Source organism: Pseudarthrobacter sp. O4, from assembly GCF_050157025.1.
Taxonomy (GTDB): domain Bacteria; phylum Actinomycetota; class Actinomycetes; order Actinomycetales; family Micrococcaceae; genus Arthrobacter.
Genome location: NZ_CP189591.1, coordinates 3,881,039 through 3,895,852, shown reverse-complemented (window position 1 = coordinate 3,895,852; position 14,814 = coordinate 3,881,039). Strand labels below are relative to the sequence as shown.

The window sequence follows — 14,814 nt, the reverse complement described above, 5'->3', positions numbered from 1 at the left end:
CACCCCACGGCCCATCTTCATATTCCAGACGTTACGTGTCCGGAAAAATCGGTGTCAAGGCCATGGGGCGCCCCCGGCGTGACCGAACCGTAAGGCCAACCCGCTCGTCGGGGCGACGATTCCTCCGCGATTGCGGATAGTTTGGTACTCATGACGTCTTCTGATGCCGAACTTTCGCGACTGTTGAGCGATGCCCGCACCTGGGCTGCCCAGGACCCGGATTCGGCCACCGCCGCTGCCCTCACCGAGCTGGTCCGGCTCACGGACGACGGCGACGCCGCAGCCCGGCAGGAACTGGCGGACAGCTTCAGCGGCACCCTGCAGTTCGGCACCGCAGGGCTGCGTGCAGCCCTCGGACCGGGCCCGAACCGGATGAACCGCGCAGTCGTGCGCCGCGCCGCGGCCGGCTTCACCGCTTTCCTGGCCGACGCCGTCGCGCAGGCCGCCCCCGGCACCCGGCCGCGCGCCGTCGTCGGCTACGACGCCCGCTACAACTCAGATGTTTTCGCCGAAGAGACCGCGGCGATCCTCACTGCCGCCGGCGTCGAGACCTTCCTGATGCCGGCCGCGCTCCCGACGCCGCTGCTGGCCTACGCCGTGCGGGCCCTGGAGTGCGACGGCGGCGTGATGGTGACTGCCAGCCACAACCCGCCGCAGGACAACGGCTACAAGGTCTACCTCGGCCGGCATGCCGTCGAAGAGAGCGGCCGGGGCGCGCAGATCGTTGCGCCCTACGACGCCCTGATCGCGGCGAGGATCGACGCTGTCGGCACCCTGGACTCAGTGGTCCTGGCCACGGACGGCTGGACGGTGCTGGACCGCTCCATCGCCGCCGATTACGTGTCCGCCGTCGCAGCGCTGGCAGTTCCCGCGCGCTTCCCGGCCCGGGAGCTCAAGATTGTCCTCACGCCCATGCACGGCGTGGGCGGCGGGACGGCGGTGGCGGCGCTCAACGCGGCCGGCTTTGCCGACGTCACCCTGGTCACGGAGCAGGCGGAGCCGGACCCCGACTTCCCCACCGTGAACTTCCCGAACCCGGAGGAGCCCGGTGCGCTGGACCTGGCCCTCGAGACCGCGGCCCGCGTGGACGCCGATATTGTGATCGCCAATGACCCCGACGCCGACCGCGCCGCGGTTGCCGCGAAGGATCCGGACACGGGCGCCTGGCGCATGCTGCGCGGCGACGAGGTGGGCGCCCTGCTGGGCGCACACGTCGTGGCCCGGCTGGCGGCCGCCGGTGACTCGGCCCCCGCCGGCGTCTTCGCGAACTCGATCGTGTCCTCGCGGCTGCTGGCGCGGATCGCGGCTGCCGCGGGCTACGCCCACGAGGAAACCCTGACCGGCTTCAAGTGGATCGCGCGCGTCCCCGGACTGCTCTACGGCTACGAGGAGGCACTGGGCTACTGCGTCGCGCCGTCCCTCGCCCGGGACAAGGACGGGATTTCCGCCGCGGTGCTGATCGCGGAATTCGCCGCCGCGGCCAAGGCCGGGGGCAAGACCATCTTCGACACCCTGGACGAGCTGTACCTCGTCCACGGCCTGCACGCGAGCGACCAGCTCAGCATCCGGGTGGCGGACCTGGGCCTGCTGGACGCCATGATGAACCGGCTGCGCGTCTCCCCGCCGGAATCCTTTGGCGGCTCCGCCGTCGAAACGGTCACGGACCTGGCCGAGGGCAGCGAGCACCTCCCGCCGACCGAAGGCCTGCTGTACCTGACGAAGGACCTCAGCCGGGTCATCATCCGGCCCAGCGGGACGGAGCCGAAGCTCAAGTGCTACCTGGAGGTCATCCGCAGCGTCGGCTCCGCGGCCGAACTTCCTGCGGCACGGCTCGAGGCACGCACCGCCCTGGACGGCGTCCTCGCCGACGTCCGCGAAGCCCTGGGGCTGTAGCTCGGCCTAGAGCTCGGGCTGTAGCTCGGCCTAGAGCTCGACCTCAATGTACCCGCCCACAATCCGGGTACCGAAGGTGGCGAGACGGAGTCCCGGGGCGCCCAGGCACTCACCCGTTCCAAGGTCGTAGACCTCCTTGTGCAGCGGCGAGGCCAGGGTGGGGCGTGCCCCGCGGGACCCCGTAATGCCGCGGGCCATGACATGCGCCCCGGTGGCCGGGTCCTCCTGCGCGACGGCGAAAACCTCACCGGACACGGTGCGGATCACGGCCACCTGGCGGCCGGCAATCAGTGCTGCCTCGCCCCAGGCCGGCTCCAGATCCTCCACGGCGCACACGCGGTGCCAGCCGGCTGCGGATACAACAGCCTGCCCAGCGGCCTGATCCTCAAGGTCGTGTACTGCGCTCTCAAGTACGGCAGTCATTTTCGGCCCCTCTCTGATCCATCCCTCACGGGCTCAGCCGCTCCTGCGGCCACATACCCAAGCTAGGGCCGCGGTGTTTCAGCGGCGTGCAGCGAATGTGTCCGGCGGGTAAAAGAGAACTCACGCGGCCGGAAACGCGTTCGTGATGCAGAAGTTAAGATCACGAAACATAAGGGAAACTGAAGCGAAACTGCGCTTGCCTAGTCTGGAGGGACACTTCGATTGAGAAGGTCGCAGAGCACCGACTGCGGCCCATGCGAAAGGCCCACAGTGACCGGACAGACTTCAAGCCCCCAGAACCAGGGCGCAGAGCGCACTACAACACCGCGCCGCATCGTGGTTGCCGGCGGCGGTCCTGCCGCCCACCGCTTCGCCGATGCCATGCACTCCCGGGGCCTCGACGGCTGGCACGTGACGGTCCTCACCGAGGAAGCGCACCTCCCCTACGACCGCGTCGCGCTGAGCAAGGCCCTCACGGACAGCGGCGTGGACCTCACCCTCGGCAGCGCTTCCATGTGGGACCACGAGGCCCTCAGCCTCAAGACCGGCGAGCGCGTCACCGGCGTCGACACCGCCGGCAAGAACGTCACCACCGCGGCCGGCACCGTGTACCCTTACGACGAGCTCGTCGTCGCCACCGGTTCCGACGCGGCCCGCCTGCCCATCCCCGGTTCCGAACTCACCCACGTCTACCGCACCCTGGAGGACGTCCGGGCCATCAACAAGGCGATCGCGGAGCTGACGGCCAAACTCGGCCGCCGGGTCAACGCCGTCACCATCGGCGGCGGCCTCCTGGGACTCGAGTCCGCGGCCGGCACCGAGCAGCTCGGCGCCAACCCCATCGTCATCAACGGCTCCCCCTGGCTCATGAACACCCAGCTGGACGAGGGCGCCGGGCAGGCCCTTGGCCGCCTGATCGAGGCCAAGGGATTCACCGTCCACGGCGGCGTGTTCCCCTCCGAAGTAATCTCCGACGACGACGGCCAGGTCACCGGTGTGCTCATGGCCGACGGCCGCATCATCGAAGCCGACCTCGTGATCGTCGCGATCGGCGTGAAGCCCCGCGACGAACTGTTCCGCGCGGCCAACGGCCCGGAAACCGAAGGCACCGCCCCGCAGTTCCAGCTCGGCCCGCGCGGCGGCGTCGTCATCTCCGACGACTGCTCCACCGAAGTGCCCGGGATCTGGGCGATCGGCGAGGTGGCCAACTTCGGCGGCATGTGCCTGGGCCTCGTGGCCCCGGCCAACACCATGGCCGAGATCGTCGCGGACCGGCTGCACGGGGGCGTTGCGACCTTCCCGGGCTTCGACACCGCCACCAAACTCAAGCTCTCCGGCGTCGACGTCGCCAGCTTCGGCGACGCCTTCGCCAGAACCGAGCGCGCCCTCGAGATCGTCTACGCCGACCCCGCGCGCGGCGTCTACCAGAAGATCGTCACCACGGACGATGCCAAGACCCTGCTCGGCGGCATCTTCGTCGGCGACGCCACCCCGTACACTTCCCTGCGGCCCATGCTGGGCCGCGGACTGGCCGCCGAACCCGGCGCCTACCTCACCGCGGCCGGCGGCGGCGAGGCCCCGGACACCGAGCTTCCGGACGACGCCATCCTGTGTTCCTGCAACAACGTGGCTGCCGGAACCATCCGCGACACCGTCAACGGCTGCGGGGCCTGCGACGGCAACGCTCCCGTCCAGGAGCTCGGCGAGCTGAAGGGCTGCACCCGCGCCGGGACCAGCTGCGGTTCCTGCGTGCCGATGCTCAAGAAGCTGCTCGAAACCGAACTGACCAAGTCCGGCGTCGCCGTCTCCAAGGCACTCTGCGAACACATCGAGCTGTCCCGCCAGGAACTCTTCGAGACCATTCGCGTCCTGGAACTCACCTCCTTCGAGGAGGTCATGGCCAAGTACGGCACCGGCGAAGGCTGCGATATCTGCAAGCCGACCATCGCCAACATCCTGGCCAGCCAGAACAGCGCCTACGTCCTGGACGCCGGCCGCGGCACCCTGCAGGACACCAACGACCGCGCCCTGGCCAACATGCAGAAGGACGGCACCTACTCCGTGGTCCCCCGGATCGCCGGCGGCGAGATCACTCCGAAGAAGCTCGGCGTGATCGCCGCCGTGGCCGAGAAGTACAACCTCTACACCAAGATCACCGGCGGCCAGCGAATCGACATGTTCGGCGCCCGGCTGGAGGAGCTTCCGGAGATCTGGAAGGAACTCGTGGACGCCGGGTTCGAGTCCGGCCAGGCCTACGGCAAGAGCCTGCGCACGGTGAAGTCCTGCGTCGGTTCCACCTGGTGCCGCTTCGGTGTGCAGGATTCGGTGGCCATGGCCATCCAGCTGGAGCTGCGCTACCGCGGCCTCCGCAGCCCGCACAAGCTGAAGATGGGCGTCTCCGGCTGTGCCCGCGAATGCGCCGAGGCCCGCGGCAAGGACGTCGGCGTCATCGCCACCGCGGACGGCTGGAACCTGTACGTCGGCGGCAACGGCGGCGCCACCCCGGCGCACGCCCAGCTGCTGGCCAAGGACCTCGACGACGAAACGCTGCTCAAGTACATCGACCGCTACTTCATGTATTACATCCGCACGGCCGACCGCCTGCAGCGCACCGCCCGGTGGCAGGAGGAGCTCGACGGCGGCATCAAACACGTCGAGGACGTGGTGGTGCACGACACCCTGGGCATCGCCGAGGAACTCGAAGCCGCCATGGCCAGGCACGTTGACACCTACGTGGACGAGTGGGCCGACACCCTGAAGGATCCCGAGCGCCTGCGCCGGTTCCGCTCCTTCGTCAACGCCCCCGACCAGAAGGACGATTCCATCACCTTCGTCCCGGACGAGCGCGGGCAGATGCGTCCGGCCACCGCCGAGGAGAAGGCGCTCGCCGTTCAGACACGCGCCAGCCAGGAACCAGTGCTGATCGGAGCTTCCATCCCCATGAGGCCAGCCGACGCCGCCGTTACTGGCAGCACCGCCACCGGACGCCCCGACCGGGACAGCTCCGCCCAGGAAAGCAAGGTCTAACCATGCAGCTCAGCATCGATCTCAGCGGCCGCGAAGTCCTCGTCACCGGCTCCGACCCCGCCGCCCGTCAGGCGGTCCGGCGCTATGAAGCCGCCGGCGCCATTGTCTCCCGGCTCACCGCTCCCGGCGGCTCGTCCAACGACGGCCCCCTGCCGGAACGGCCCTTCCTCGTGGCCGCGGTCGACGACGGCCAGCCCGGCTGGGATGCCCTGCTGGAGCGCTGCCGCGGGACCGGCATCCCCGTCTCCGCCGAGCCCGCCGCCGGACCCGCCGGCCACGTCACTCTCGTAGGCGGCGGCCCCGGAACCACCGAACTGCTGACCGTGGCGGCCATCAAGGCACTGCGGGACGCCGACGTCGTGTTCTACGACCGGCTCGCCCCGTACCAGGAACTTCCCTCGCTGAGCACTGCCGAACTGGTGGACGTAGGCAAGCGGCCCGGCCACCACCCGGTCAGCCAGTCCGGGATCGAGGAACTCATGGTGGCAGCCGCCCTGGGAGGCAGGAACGTGGTGCGGCTCAAGGGCGGCGACCCGTACGTGTTCGGCCGTGGCGGCGAGGAAGTGGCGGCCTGTGTGAAGGCCGGCGTGCCCGTCCGGGTCATCTCCGGCGTCACGAGCGCCATCTCCGTCCCCGCCGCGGCCGGGATCCCGGTCACCCACCGCGAGGTCAGCCACATGTTCACCGTGGTCTCCGGCCACGCCCCGCTGACCGAGAAGGAACACACGCACCTTGCCGGGCTCGGCGGGACCATCGTGGTCCTGATGGGCATCGGCACGCTGCACCAGCTCGCCGCCGGCCTGCGCCGCGCCGGGATGCGGGCGGACATGCCGATGGCCGTCGTCGAACGCGGCTACCGTCCCGGCCAGCGCACCACCATCGCCGAACTCGGCACCATCACCACCGCAGCCGCGGACTGCACCAACCCGGCCGTGCTGGTGATCGGCGACGTCGTCCGGGTGGCCGAGGCCAACCGGGGCTGCGCCGAAGCCACCGCCGAGCTGGACCGCCTCGCCGCGTCGCTGATGGGCGCGTGAGAGCCGTGAGTGCGCTCAATGCCATTGCTCCGGCTGCCCTCTCCGGAGCTGCCGGGTCCGGAGTCCTCGGGGCCCCGGACGCCGTCGGCCCCGAGGACGCCCTGGCGAAGTCGGAACTGCCCCTCGAGGGGTTCCGGATCGGCGTCACCTCGCACCGGCGCTCCCAGGACCTGATCGAGGCCCTGGAACGGCGCGGCGCCGAGGTGCTGCATGCACCGGCGCTGAAGATCGCCCCGGTGCAGGAGGACCTGCGACTGATCGAGGACACCCGGGCCATCATCGATGCCCGGCCCGAGCTCTGCATCGCCACCACCGCCTACGGGATGCGCCGCTGGTGCGAGGCCGCGGACACCTTCGGCATCGGCGAACAGCTCCTCGAAACCCTGGGCGCCACCCGGATGTTCGTCCGCGGCCCCAAGGCCCGCGGTGCGGTCCGCGCGGCCGGACTCGCCGACGTCGGGATCAGCAGCGACGAAACCACCGCGACACTGGTGGACATGCTCCTTGCCGAAGGGGTGCGCGGCAAGACCGTGGCCGTCCAGCTGCACGGCTACACCGACGTGCGCCAGCTGGAGCGGCTGCGGATGTCCGGCGCCACCGTCCTGACCGTCACCCCGTACCGCTGGGTCAAGCCCGACGGCGCCGACCGGCTGCCGCGGCTGATCGAGGCCGCCTGCAGCAGCAATCTGGACGTGCTGACCTTCACGAGCGCCCCGGCCGTGGACGCGATGTGGAGCACGGCGCACGAAATGGGCCTGTACAAACAGCTCGTGGAGAGCCTCAAAACGAACGTCGCCACCGCCGTCGTGGGTCCGGTCACGGCTCAGCCGCTGCTCGACGCCGGCGTGCAGCCGCTGGTCCCGGAGCGGTTCCGGATGGGCGCCCTGATCCGGCTGGTCGTCGAACACCTGGCCCTGAACCACGTCCGCCGGCTGGACACGCCCTCGGGCAGCGTGGAGCTCCGCGGCCGCTCGCTGCGGATCGACGGCGAGGCCGTGGACATGGCGCCGGCCCCGCTGCTGCTGTTGGGGGCCCTGCTGGGCGCCGGCGGGGCCGTGCTCTCCCGGGAGGCGCTGTCCGAACTGCTGGAACTGCGCGGGTCCGTCCATGCCCTGGACATGACGGTCAGCCGGCTGCGCTCCTCGCTGCCGGACGGCGGCCTCGTGGAAACCGTGGTGAAGCGCGGCTACCGGATCCGCGTGTGACGCAGGCTGTTACCGGCGGGTAAACATTGGCGAACGGGCAGCGAAAAAACCGCAACACCCGGGAAACACGCCGGAAAAACCGTACGCCTACGCTGGGTGCATCAAGCACGAAGGCCACACCACCGGCCACCAGCGAAAGGGCCCACCATGTCCGCCACCTCCACCGCAAGGCCCGATTCCCAGACCCGGCCCCGGCTCGTCATTGCAGGGGCCGGGCCGGCCGCCCATGCCCTCGTCCGGCAGCTCACCCGGACACCCTTCGCCGGCGGAATCACGGTACTGAGCAACCGGGACAACGCCCCCGCCGAGTTCCTGGAGCTCGCCGCCCTTCCGCAGGTTTCAGTGCGCTTCGGCCAGCCGGTCAGCTACATCGATCCCGACGCCCGGCGGGTGACCACGGCGGACGGCCTGGAGTTCAGCTACCACCAGCTGGTCATCGCCACCGGTTCCTCCCCGTCCGGAGCGCCGCTGGAAGGCGCCGGCCGGTGCCTCAGCTACTCCACGATCGACGACGCCACCCGGCTGGGCGAGGCCGTCAGGGACGTCACCCGGGTCCTCGGCAGGCGGCCCCTGGGCATCCTCGTGGGCACCGGAACTGCCGCCGGGCAGGCGGAAGCGGTGCTCCGCGCCCGGGGCGTCCGTCCCGTCCGCACCACGCAGCGTCCCGCGGCCGTCGTTCCGAACCTTGCCGGCTCAATGCTGCCGGCGGCCGGCGTCGTGTTCGAAGACGGTTCCCGCATGAACGGCGACCTGGTGGTCCTGGCGGAGGAACGGATCGCCCGCGACGCCCTCTCGGTGAGTGCCGGGCTCAAGACCGCTCCCCGGGGCGGCATCGTGATCGGCCAGGACTTCCGCGCCTCGGTGCCGGGCATCTGGGCCATCGGGGATGCTGCCGCGTTCGACGGCGTGCGGCTGGGACTGCTCGTGGCCGCCGCGTCCGCCGCCTCGGTCTGCGCCTCGCAGCTGCTCCAGGCCACCCTGGCTGACCCCCTCGTCAGGGCAGCCTAGCCGCGCGCGCCGGAGCCGCCGCCGGGGCGGCCGCCGGGGCCGCCGGAGCGTGTTCCTGTTATGGCAAGATGGACACCGAGAAGCCACGAGAGCCGCGGTGTCGGCAGGCCCCCGGGGCCTCCCAGAGGGACAACCTCCCAGAGGGACAAGACAGTCCACGGCCCGCCAGGAAAGGGACCACCATGAGCAACGAAGCCCCCACGGCCGCCGGAAGCGCCGCCCCCGCCGGTCAGGAGTCCGGGGACAGCGCCGTCAGCATTGCCTCCTACATTGACCACACCCTGCTCAAGCCGGAGGCCAGCGAGGCCGAGATCCTCAAGGTCTGCGCGGAGGCCGCCGAATTCGGGTTCAAGTCTGTCTGCGTCAACCCCATCTGGGTCAAGAAGGTCAAGACAGCGCTGAAGGGTTCCGGCGTGCTGACGTGTTCCGTGGTCGGCTTCCCGCTGGGCGCCACCCCGAGCGACGTCAAGGCCTTCGAAGCCCGCGGTGCCGTGCTGGACGGCGCGGAGGAGGTCGACATGGTCATCGATATCGCCGCCGCCCGCGCCAACGACAAGGGCGCCCTGGTCGATGACATCGCCGCCGTCGCCGAAGCCGTCCACGACGGTGGGGCCATCCTCAAGGTCATCATTGAAACCGCCCTGCTGGATGATGCACAGAAGGTCCTGGCCTGCGAGGCCGCAGTGGAAGCCGGTGCCGATTTCGTGAAGACCTCCACCGGTTTCAACGGCGGCGGAGCCACGGCCGAGGACGTCGCCCTGATGCGCCGCACGGTGGGCCCCACGCTCGGCGTCAAGGCCTCCGGCGGCGTGCGTTCCCGGGCCGATGCACAGGCTATGATTGCTGCTGGTGCAACACGTATTGGCGCCAGCTCCGGCATCGCGATCGTCAAGGGCGAACAGGGTTCGTCCGCGTACTGATCCGCTCCGGCAGCCGCCACAGTTTTGAGCCCCCCGGGGCCGAGGAGGAACGAATGTCCAGCAACACCGCGAAGACCCAGCAGAACCCGCAGGCCGAGAACGGCCTCGGCTCCACCATTGTCATTTTTTCCGTGATGATGGTCCTGTTCCTCGCTTCCCTGTACTCGCTGTCCTTCCTGACGCTGGGCAACCCGTGGCCGATGGCCGCCTGCCTGGCCCTGTTCGCCGGTTCGTTCTGGATCCCCCAGACCATCCTCGGCCGCTCGGACTCGGCTGGCGAGAGCTAGGCACCGCAATAATTAATCGACTGAAGCTCCGGGTTTTTCCGGAGCTTCAGTCGTCTAAGAACCGCGCACCGCTACTGTAGTGTGTCGTTGATTCCTTTAGGTCTGGTTTCGATCAGACTTGAGTCATGGTTTATGTGGCAATGATCGGTTCCTTTCATAACGGTTGAATGTTTGCCGGCGCCGCCGCGATGGTTGGCTGTGGATCCGGTGTGGTCCGCCACCGTTGAGTAGCGTCTTAGGGTACCTGTGCCGGAGCTGAGAGCCGGACGGGGCCAGTTGTCGGTGACCAACTGTTAGCCCATTCTTGAAACATGAAAGTCGAGCCCTTTGCCGGTCGGCCCGCGTCCCGCAGGGGAGAGTGGGGAGTTCGCAAGCGCGCCACAGCGACGGCCCTAGGCGTCGTCGCCATGGCGCTGCTGGTCGGCGGGGTCACCCTTCTGGTCCTGCTCCAGGGGGCGTTGATCGCCTCGACCGAGTCGGCCGCCCGGCACGAGGCCCTGGAAGTCATCGTCCAGATTCAGGACCAGGATGTCGCCGAAGCAGGACGGTACATTGCCGCCACCGCGCACGGAGGACAGATCGTCCAAATCCTGAACCCGGCCGGCGCCGTCGTGGCCGCGTCAGTGCCCACCGCGGGGGACCGGCCGTTGACCTCCCTGCGGCCTGCCCCGGACCAGATCCTGACGGAGGATGTATCCAGCCTGGAGAGCCTCGGCGACCCCGATGACTTCCGGATCATCGCGACCGCTGTCCGGCTGGACGACGGGCCCTACACGGTGGTCGTCGCGTCCCCGGTACAGCTCCTGGCGGAAACGGTTTCCACAGTCTCCTGGTTCCTGCTCGGCGCTACTCCATTGCTGCTGCTTGTGGTCGGCGTCTCGGTTTGGCTACTGGTGGGGCGGTCTCTGCAACGGGTGGAAAGGATCCGCGGGCAGGTCTCCAACATCGACGGCGCGCGCCTGGACGAAAGAGTCGACGTTCCGCGTACCAACGACGAGATTCAGTCTCTGGCGCTAACCATGAACAAGATGCTGGCACGGTTGCAGTCCTCGGACCGCGAGCAGCGCCGGTTCATTTCGGACGCCAGCCACGAACTCCGCAGTCCCCTGGCGACGCTGCGCGCCGGGGTGGAGGTCGCTGCCGCGGACCCGTCGGGCGAGACCTGGCACGAACTGACGGACATTCTCGCCGAAGAGACGTCCCGCATGCACTACCTCGTCGAAGACCTTCTGACCCTCGCCAAGGCCAATGACGGGGGCTTTCGGCTCAACGAGGAGGACGTTGACCTCGACGACGTCGTAGACCGCGAAACCCGCAGGCTCCGCTCCACAAGCACACACGTCATCACAGCAGATCTCACCCCCGTGCGGATCAGCGGGGACGCGCGCCGGGTGGGACAGGTACTTCGAAACGTCCTGGACAACGCCGACCGGTACGCCTTCTCGCGGATCCAGATCAGCCTGAACTCAGGTGAGGCCGGAGCCGGCGCGGTTATCACCGTGGACAACGACGGCGACCCGGTGCCCGAAGCGGACCGGCAACGGGTCTTTGAGCGGTTCGTCCGGCTCGACGAGAGCAGGTCCCGGGAAGGCGGTGGAAGCGGACTGGGATTAGCCATTGCGGCCGGAATCATGTCAGCCCATCACGGCTCTATCCGCGCCACCGAAAGCCCGCTGGGCCACTGCCGCTTCGAGCTGGAATTCCCCGGACCTAACGTGTGAGGCGCGGCGCCACTACGTCCCGGAGGATCGGGGGGAAACGTTCCCCGGGTCCCCGTCGGCGCTGAGCAGATAGCCCATCCCCCAGACCGTGGACAATGTCTGCACGCCGAAGGGAGCGTCGATCTTGCGCCGGAGGTAGCCGATGTAGACCTCCACTACGTTGTCGCCGCCCTCAAAAGCGGGGTCCCAAACGTTGTCGAGTATTTCCGCCTTCGTCACGACCTGGTCGTGACGCCGGATGAGGTACTGCAGGAGCCCGTATTCCCGCGGGGTGAGTTTGATCGCCGTGTCCCCCCGACGGACGCTGCGAAGAAGAGGGTCCAGCGTCAGGGTACCCAGCGTCAACACCACGGGACGCTCAGGCGCCCCGCGGCGGATCAGCGCCCGGATCCGTGCCACCAGCACGAGAAAGCTAAATGGCTTTGTCAGATAGTCATCAGCCCCCAGATCGAAGGCATCGGTCTGATCGTACTCGCCGTCCTTCGCCGTGAGCATCAGCACCGGAGTCCAGACCTTGCGTTCCCGAAGCACGCTCAGGACCTCATAACCGTTCATAAGCGGCAACATCAGATCCAACAGGATCGCGTCATAAGGATTTTCCGTCGCCGCCCACAGACCACTGACGCCGTCGTGCATGACGTCCACGACGAACCCTTCATTCGTCAGTCCCCGGCGGACCGCTTCGGCGAGACCCTTTTCATCCTCCACGACCAGAATCCTCATCGGGACCCCTCTCCTTCATACAGGCAGTATGTCGCAACGGTTTGAGCCGAACCTGAGAAACCTCCGGTCCGGGTCGACGCCGGCGGTGCTCAGTGATCTCTCAGCACCGCCGGGCGACGCTGGTAATGCATCGTATTCATGATTTCCGGATCCGGCAGGAGGCACCATGAGGAACTCAGCAAAGCGCGGAACGGGCACCATCCTCACTGCGGCTTTAGTCAGTCTGGCTCTGCTTCTGGCGGGGTGCGAGGCGGGCGGCCCGGCGCCGTCGCCGCCGGGCTCTTCGGCCACGCCCGGCCCTTCGGAACCGACACTGTCCGCTCCGGCGAATGCGGCGGCGTCGGTGCACTTCACCACCCAGGGTGACATCGGCGTCAAGAAAACCTCCCAGCACGTGCTGGACACCATCGCCGACCTCAAACCCCAGTTCAACCTCGCCCTCGGCGACTTCACCTACAAAGCCGGGATCGAACAGCAGTTCTGCGACATGGTCAAGGGCAAGCTCGGCGAAAACTTCCCGTACGAAGTCCTCACCGGCAACCACGAAAGCGACGGCAGCGACGGCGACATCGCCAACATCGTCAAGTGCCTGCCCAACAAGCTGCCGGGAATCCAGGGCGAGTACGGAACGCAATGGTATGTCGATGTCCCCGAGACGAACCCCCTGGTGCGGTTCGTCATGGTCTCACCGGGCATCGACTTCCAGAACCAGCAACACCTGGACTTTTCCAAGGGCAGCGACCGCTGGAACTGGACCACGAACGCCATCGACGGGGCCACAGCCGCGAAGATTCCCTGGACGGTCGTCGGCATGCACGCACCGTGCCTGAGCGTGGGCAAATACGACTGCAAGGTCGGCCAGGACTTCGCAACCATGCTGCTGGAGAAGAAAGTGGATCTGGTACTGACCGGCCATGACCACATCTACCAGCGCACCCACCAGCTCGCTCTCGGCACGGCTTGCCCTGCCCTGGTACCCAATGAACTTTCGCCAAACTGCATCACCGATTCCGACTCCAGCATGGCCAAGGGCGCCGGAACGGTATTCGTCACGGTCGGTGTTGGCGGCGAAAGCCTCTACGATGTGAACAACAACGACTCGGAAGCCGGATACTTCACCACTTGGTCCGGCGGGAACCGCGACCCGGCCTTCGGGACCCTGGACGTGACAGCAACAGCAGACCAGCTCTCCGCCAGGTTGGTCCCGGCCAAGGGCTACACCTTCACCGACGCATTCACCATCGCCCGGTACTGACCCTGCTCAGCCTTTTCTCACTTTCTCCTCAGTAACGTAGCAAGCATGAGGACTTGTTCCGTGCTCCGATGCCAGAATCCCGGCTCCGCCTTCGTGGTGGCGGGGCATAGAAGCGCCGATTTTCACGAGGTCTACGTCTGTGCCGAGCACAAGGCGAAGATCGACTCCGGTGCGCACTGGGATCTCTGCGGAGACCACGTAGTGATGGACCAGGATATTGCGCCGGCGCTGGAGAGATGGTCTCTCCGCCCCAGCATGGGGACCGAAGGCTTCACCCTAATCCTTGAAACCGCGGGCCGGACCGAGCCCATTGAAATGTTTCTGACCACAACCGACTCCATATCGCTGGCCCTGTTCCTCTACCCATCAAGCGGCCTCCCCTTGCCTCCCGAGTTCGTGGAAGCACTCTCGAAAGAAGAGGAATTGGACGCAGACTGAGAGCTGACCGAAACTAGACCTGAAGGAATCAATGACACGGTACACTAGCCGGCCAGGGACCGGCCGAACACGCTGCTGACGAGCTCGCTAACGAGTGCGACGGCGGCCGGGAAGTGTGCCTTGCCGAGGGCCAGCGCTGCGCCGAACATGCCGATCATGGCGTAGGCGCTGACCGGGATCAGCACGAACCATTCCCGCCGTGAACCGGCGCGGCCCAGCAGCGGGATGGAGAATGCCCCGTTGGCCTTCCAGACGTCCTTGAACAGCGGCACCTTCCGGAGGAACTTCGGCGGTTTGATCACCAGCGGCCACAGCAGCGGCACTCCCCCGGTCGTGATCATATCCCCCACGATGTGCACCAGCACCCCGGTGAGCATCGAGACCGGGAGCCAGGTCCACTGGTGCGGCGCGAGCCACGTCACCAGCCCGGCCATGGCCAGGGCGAAGACCCAGTTGCTGATCCAGCCGTACTTCGGGAAGAGCTTCAAGGCCTTGGCCGCGATATTGATCATGAACATGCACAGCAGGCCGGCGCCGAGGGACAGCAGTCCCCACTCTGTCTGCAGCTGGAGCTGCCCGGCCATGGCCGCGAGCAGCACGAAGAACGCCGCACCGAGCAGGGAATGCGTGCCCTGCCGGTGCCCGCCGCTGGCATTCTCGATGCCGACGGCGATCACATTGGACAGCGGCGGCAGCGAATGCGCCACCGTGCTGGAGCGGTGGTCCCAGTCGCAGACCAGGGCCGTCCCCGCCGTCGCCATCCCGCCGATCACGATCCCGGTGGCGTCCAGCGGATACCAGCCCAGGGCGTACGGCCCGGTTGAGGCAATAGCCACCCACGCCGCGGCTCCCGACGCCGCGTGGTGTCCTCCCATCA

13 protein-coding genes are annotated in these 14,814 nt (G+C 67.8%); 10 read left to right on the top strand and 3 right to left on the bottom strand.

The window, feature by feature from the left end; genetic code table 11:
* The first annotated feature begins 150 nt into the window (after positions 1–150).
* The gene (locus tag ACQCSU_RS18025) at positions 151–1,893 is read left to right on the top strand and encodes a phospho-sugar mutase (protein WP_426976610.1); all 1,743 of its coding nucleotides are present in this window, start codon (positions 151–153) and stop codon (positions 1,891–1,893) included.
* A 30-nt stretch (positions 1,894–1,923) separates the two neighbouring features.
* Here the strand turns inward: ACQCSU_RS18025 and nirD are convergent, their stop codons facing one another.
* Positions 1,924–2,316, bottom strand: coding sequence for a nitrite reductase small subunit NirD (gene nirD / locus ACQCSU_RS18020; RefSeq protein ID WP_426976609.1), 393 nt, complete (start codon positions 2,314–2,316; stop codon positions 1,924–1,926).
* A gap of 270 nt (positions 2,317–2,586) precedes the next feature.
* Here nirD and nirB point away from each other — a divergent pair, with 270 nt between their 5' ends.
* From nirB to ACQCSU_RS17985, 7 genes are all read left to right on the top strand, one after another.
* Positions 2,587–5,343 carry a nitrite reductase large subunit NirB gene (nirB, locus tag ACQCSU_RS18015; RefSeq protein ID WP_426976608.1) on the top strand — a complete coding sequence of 919 codons (2,757 nt, stop codon included), beginning with the start codon at positions 2,587–2,589 and terminating at the stop codon, positions 5,341–5,343.
* Positions 5,344–5,345: 2 nt separating this feature from the next.
* Complete coding sequence (cobA, locus tag ACQCSU_RS18010) at positions 5,346–6,380, top strand: uroporphyrinogen-III C-methyltransferase (RefSeq protein WP_426976607.1); 1,035 nt, start codon at positions 5,346–5,348, stop codon at positions 6,378–6,380.
* A gap of 101 nt (positions 6,381–6,481) precedes the next feature.
* On the top strand, positions 6,482–7,585 hold the full coding sequence (locus ACQCSU_RS18005; protein ID WP_426979840.1) for a uroporphyrinogen-III synthase: 1,104 nt from the start codon (positions 6,482–6,484) through the stop codon (positions 7,583–7,585).
* Between the two features lie 147 nt (positions 7,586–7,732).
* Complete coding sequence (locus ACQCSU_RS18000; RefSeq protein WP_426976606.1) at positions 7,733–8,593, top strand: FAD-dependent oxidoreductase; 861 nt, start codon at positions 7,733–7,735, stop codon at positions 8,591–8,593.
* Positions 8,594–8,775: 182 nt separating this feature from the next.
* A complete protein-coding gene (gene deoC, locus ACQCSU_RS17995) occupies positions 8,776–9,513 on the top strand; it encodes a deoxyribose-phosphate aldolase (RefSeq protein ID WP_426976605.1) in 738 nt (245 codons plus the stop codon).
* 53 nt (positions 9,514–9,566) lie between these two features.
* Positions 9,567–9,800: a hypothetical protein gene (locus ACQCSU_RS17990; protein ID WP_426976604.1), complete on the top strand. Its 234-nt coding sequence runs from the start codon at positions 9,567–9,569 to the stop codon at positions 9,798–9,800.
* Between the two features lie 311 nt (positions 9,801–10,111).
* Positions 10,112–11,521 carry a sensor histidine kinase gene (locus ACQCSU_RS17985; RefSeq protein ID WP_426976603.1) on the top strand — a complete coding sequence of 470 codons (1,410 nt, stop codon included), beginning with the start codon at positions 10,112–10,114 and terminating at the stop codon, positions 11,519–11,521.
* A gap of 12 nt (positions 11,522–11,533) precedes the next feature.
* Here the strand turns inward: ACQCSU_RS17985 and ACQCSU_RS17980 are convergent, their stop codons facing one another.
* Positions 11,534–12,244 (bottom strand): response regulator transcription factor, encoded by a 711-nt coding sequence (locus ACQCSU_RS17980; RefSeq protein WP_426976602.1) that lies wholly within the window; start codon positions 12,242–12,244, stop codon positions 11,534–11,536.
* Between the two features lie 166 nt (positions 12,245–12,410).
* On the opposite strand from ACQCSU_RS17980, the gene ACQCSU_RS17975 reads away from it, so the two are divergent.
* Entirely contained in the window at positions 12,411–13,499 is a 1,089-nt protein-coding gene (locus ACQCSU_RS17975; protein ID WP_426976601.1) for a metallophosphoesterase, read from the top strand.
* A 60-nt stretch (positions 13,500–13,559) separates the two neighbouring features.
* Positions 13,560–13,937 (top strand): hypothetical protein, encoded by a 378-nt coding sequence (locus tag ACQCSU_RS17970; RefSeq protein WP_426976600.1) that lies wholly within the window; start codon positions 13,560–13,562, stop codon positions 13,935–13,937.
* Positions 13,938–13,981: 44 nt separating this feature from the next.
* On the opposite strand, the gene ACQCSU_RS17965 is transcribed toward ACQCSU_RS17970, so the two are convergent.
* Entirely contained in the window at positions 13,982–14,812 is an 831-nt protein-coding gene (locus ACQCSU_RS17965; RefSeq protein WP_426979839.1) for a metal-dependent hydrolase, read from the bottom strand.
* Positions 14,813–14,814 lie beyond the last annotated feature (2 nt).

Excerpts from the sequence above, each read along its gene's own strand:
- cobA (WP_426976607.1), top strand. The coding sequence starts at position 5,346 with ATGCAGCTCAGCATCGATCTCAGCGGCCGCGAAGTCCTCGTCACCGGC.
- ACQCSU_RS18000 (WP_426976606.1), top strand. The coding sequence starts at position 7,733 with ATGTCCGCCACCTCCACCGCAAGGCCCGATTCCCAGACCCGGCCCCGG.
- ACQCSU_RS18025 (WP_426976610.1), top strand. The coding sequence starts at position 151 with ATGACGTCTTCTGATGCCGAACTTTCGCGACTGTTGAGCGATGCCCGC.
- ACQCSU_RS17990 (WP_426976604.1), top strand. The coding sequence starts at position 9,567 with ATGTCCAGCAACACCGCGAAGACCCAGCAGAACCCGCAGGCCGAGAAC.
- ACQCSU_RS17975 (WP_426976601.1), top strand. The coding sequence starts at position 12,411 with ATGAGGAACTCAGCAAAGCGCGGAACGGGCACCATCCTCACTGCGGCT.
- ACQCSU_RS17965 (WP_426979839.1), bottom strand. The coding sequence starts at position 14,812 with ATGGGAGGACACCACGCGGCGTCGGGAGCCGCGGCGTGGGTGGCTATT.
- deoC (WP_426976605.1), top strand. The coding sequence starts at position 8,776 with ATGAGCAACGAAGCCCCCACGGCCGCCGGAAGCGCCGCCCCCGCCGGT.
- nirD (WP_426976609.1), bottom strand. The coding sequence starts at position 2,316 with ATGACTGCCGTACTTGAGAGCGCAGTACACGACCTTGAGGATCAGGCC.
- ACQCSU_RS17980 (WP_426976602.1), bottom strand. The coding sequence starts at position 12,244 with ATGAGGATTCTGGTCGTGGAGGATGAAAAGGGTCTCGCCGAAGCGGTC.
- ACQCSU_RS17985 (WP_426976603.1), top strand. The coding sequence starts at position 10,112 with ATGAAAGTCGAGCCCTTTGCCGGTCGGCCCGCGTCCCGCAGGGGAGAG.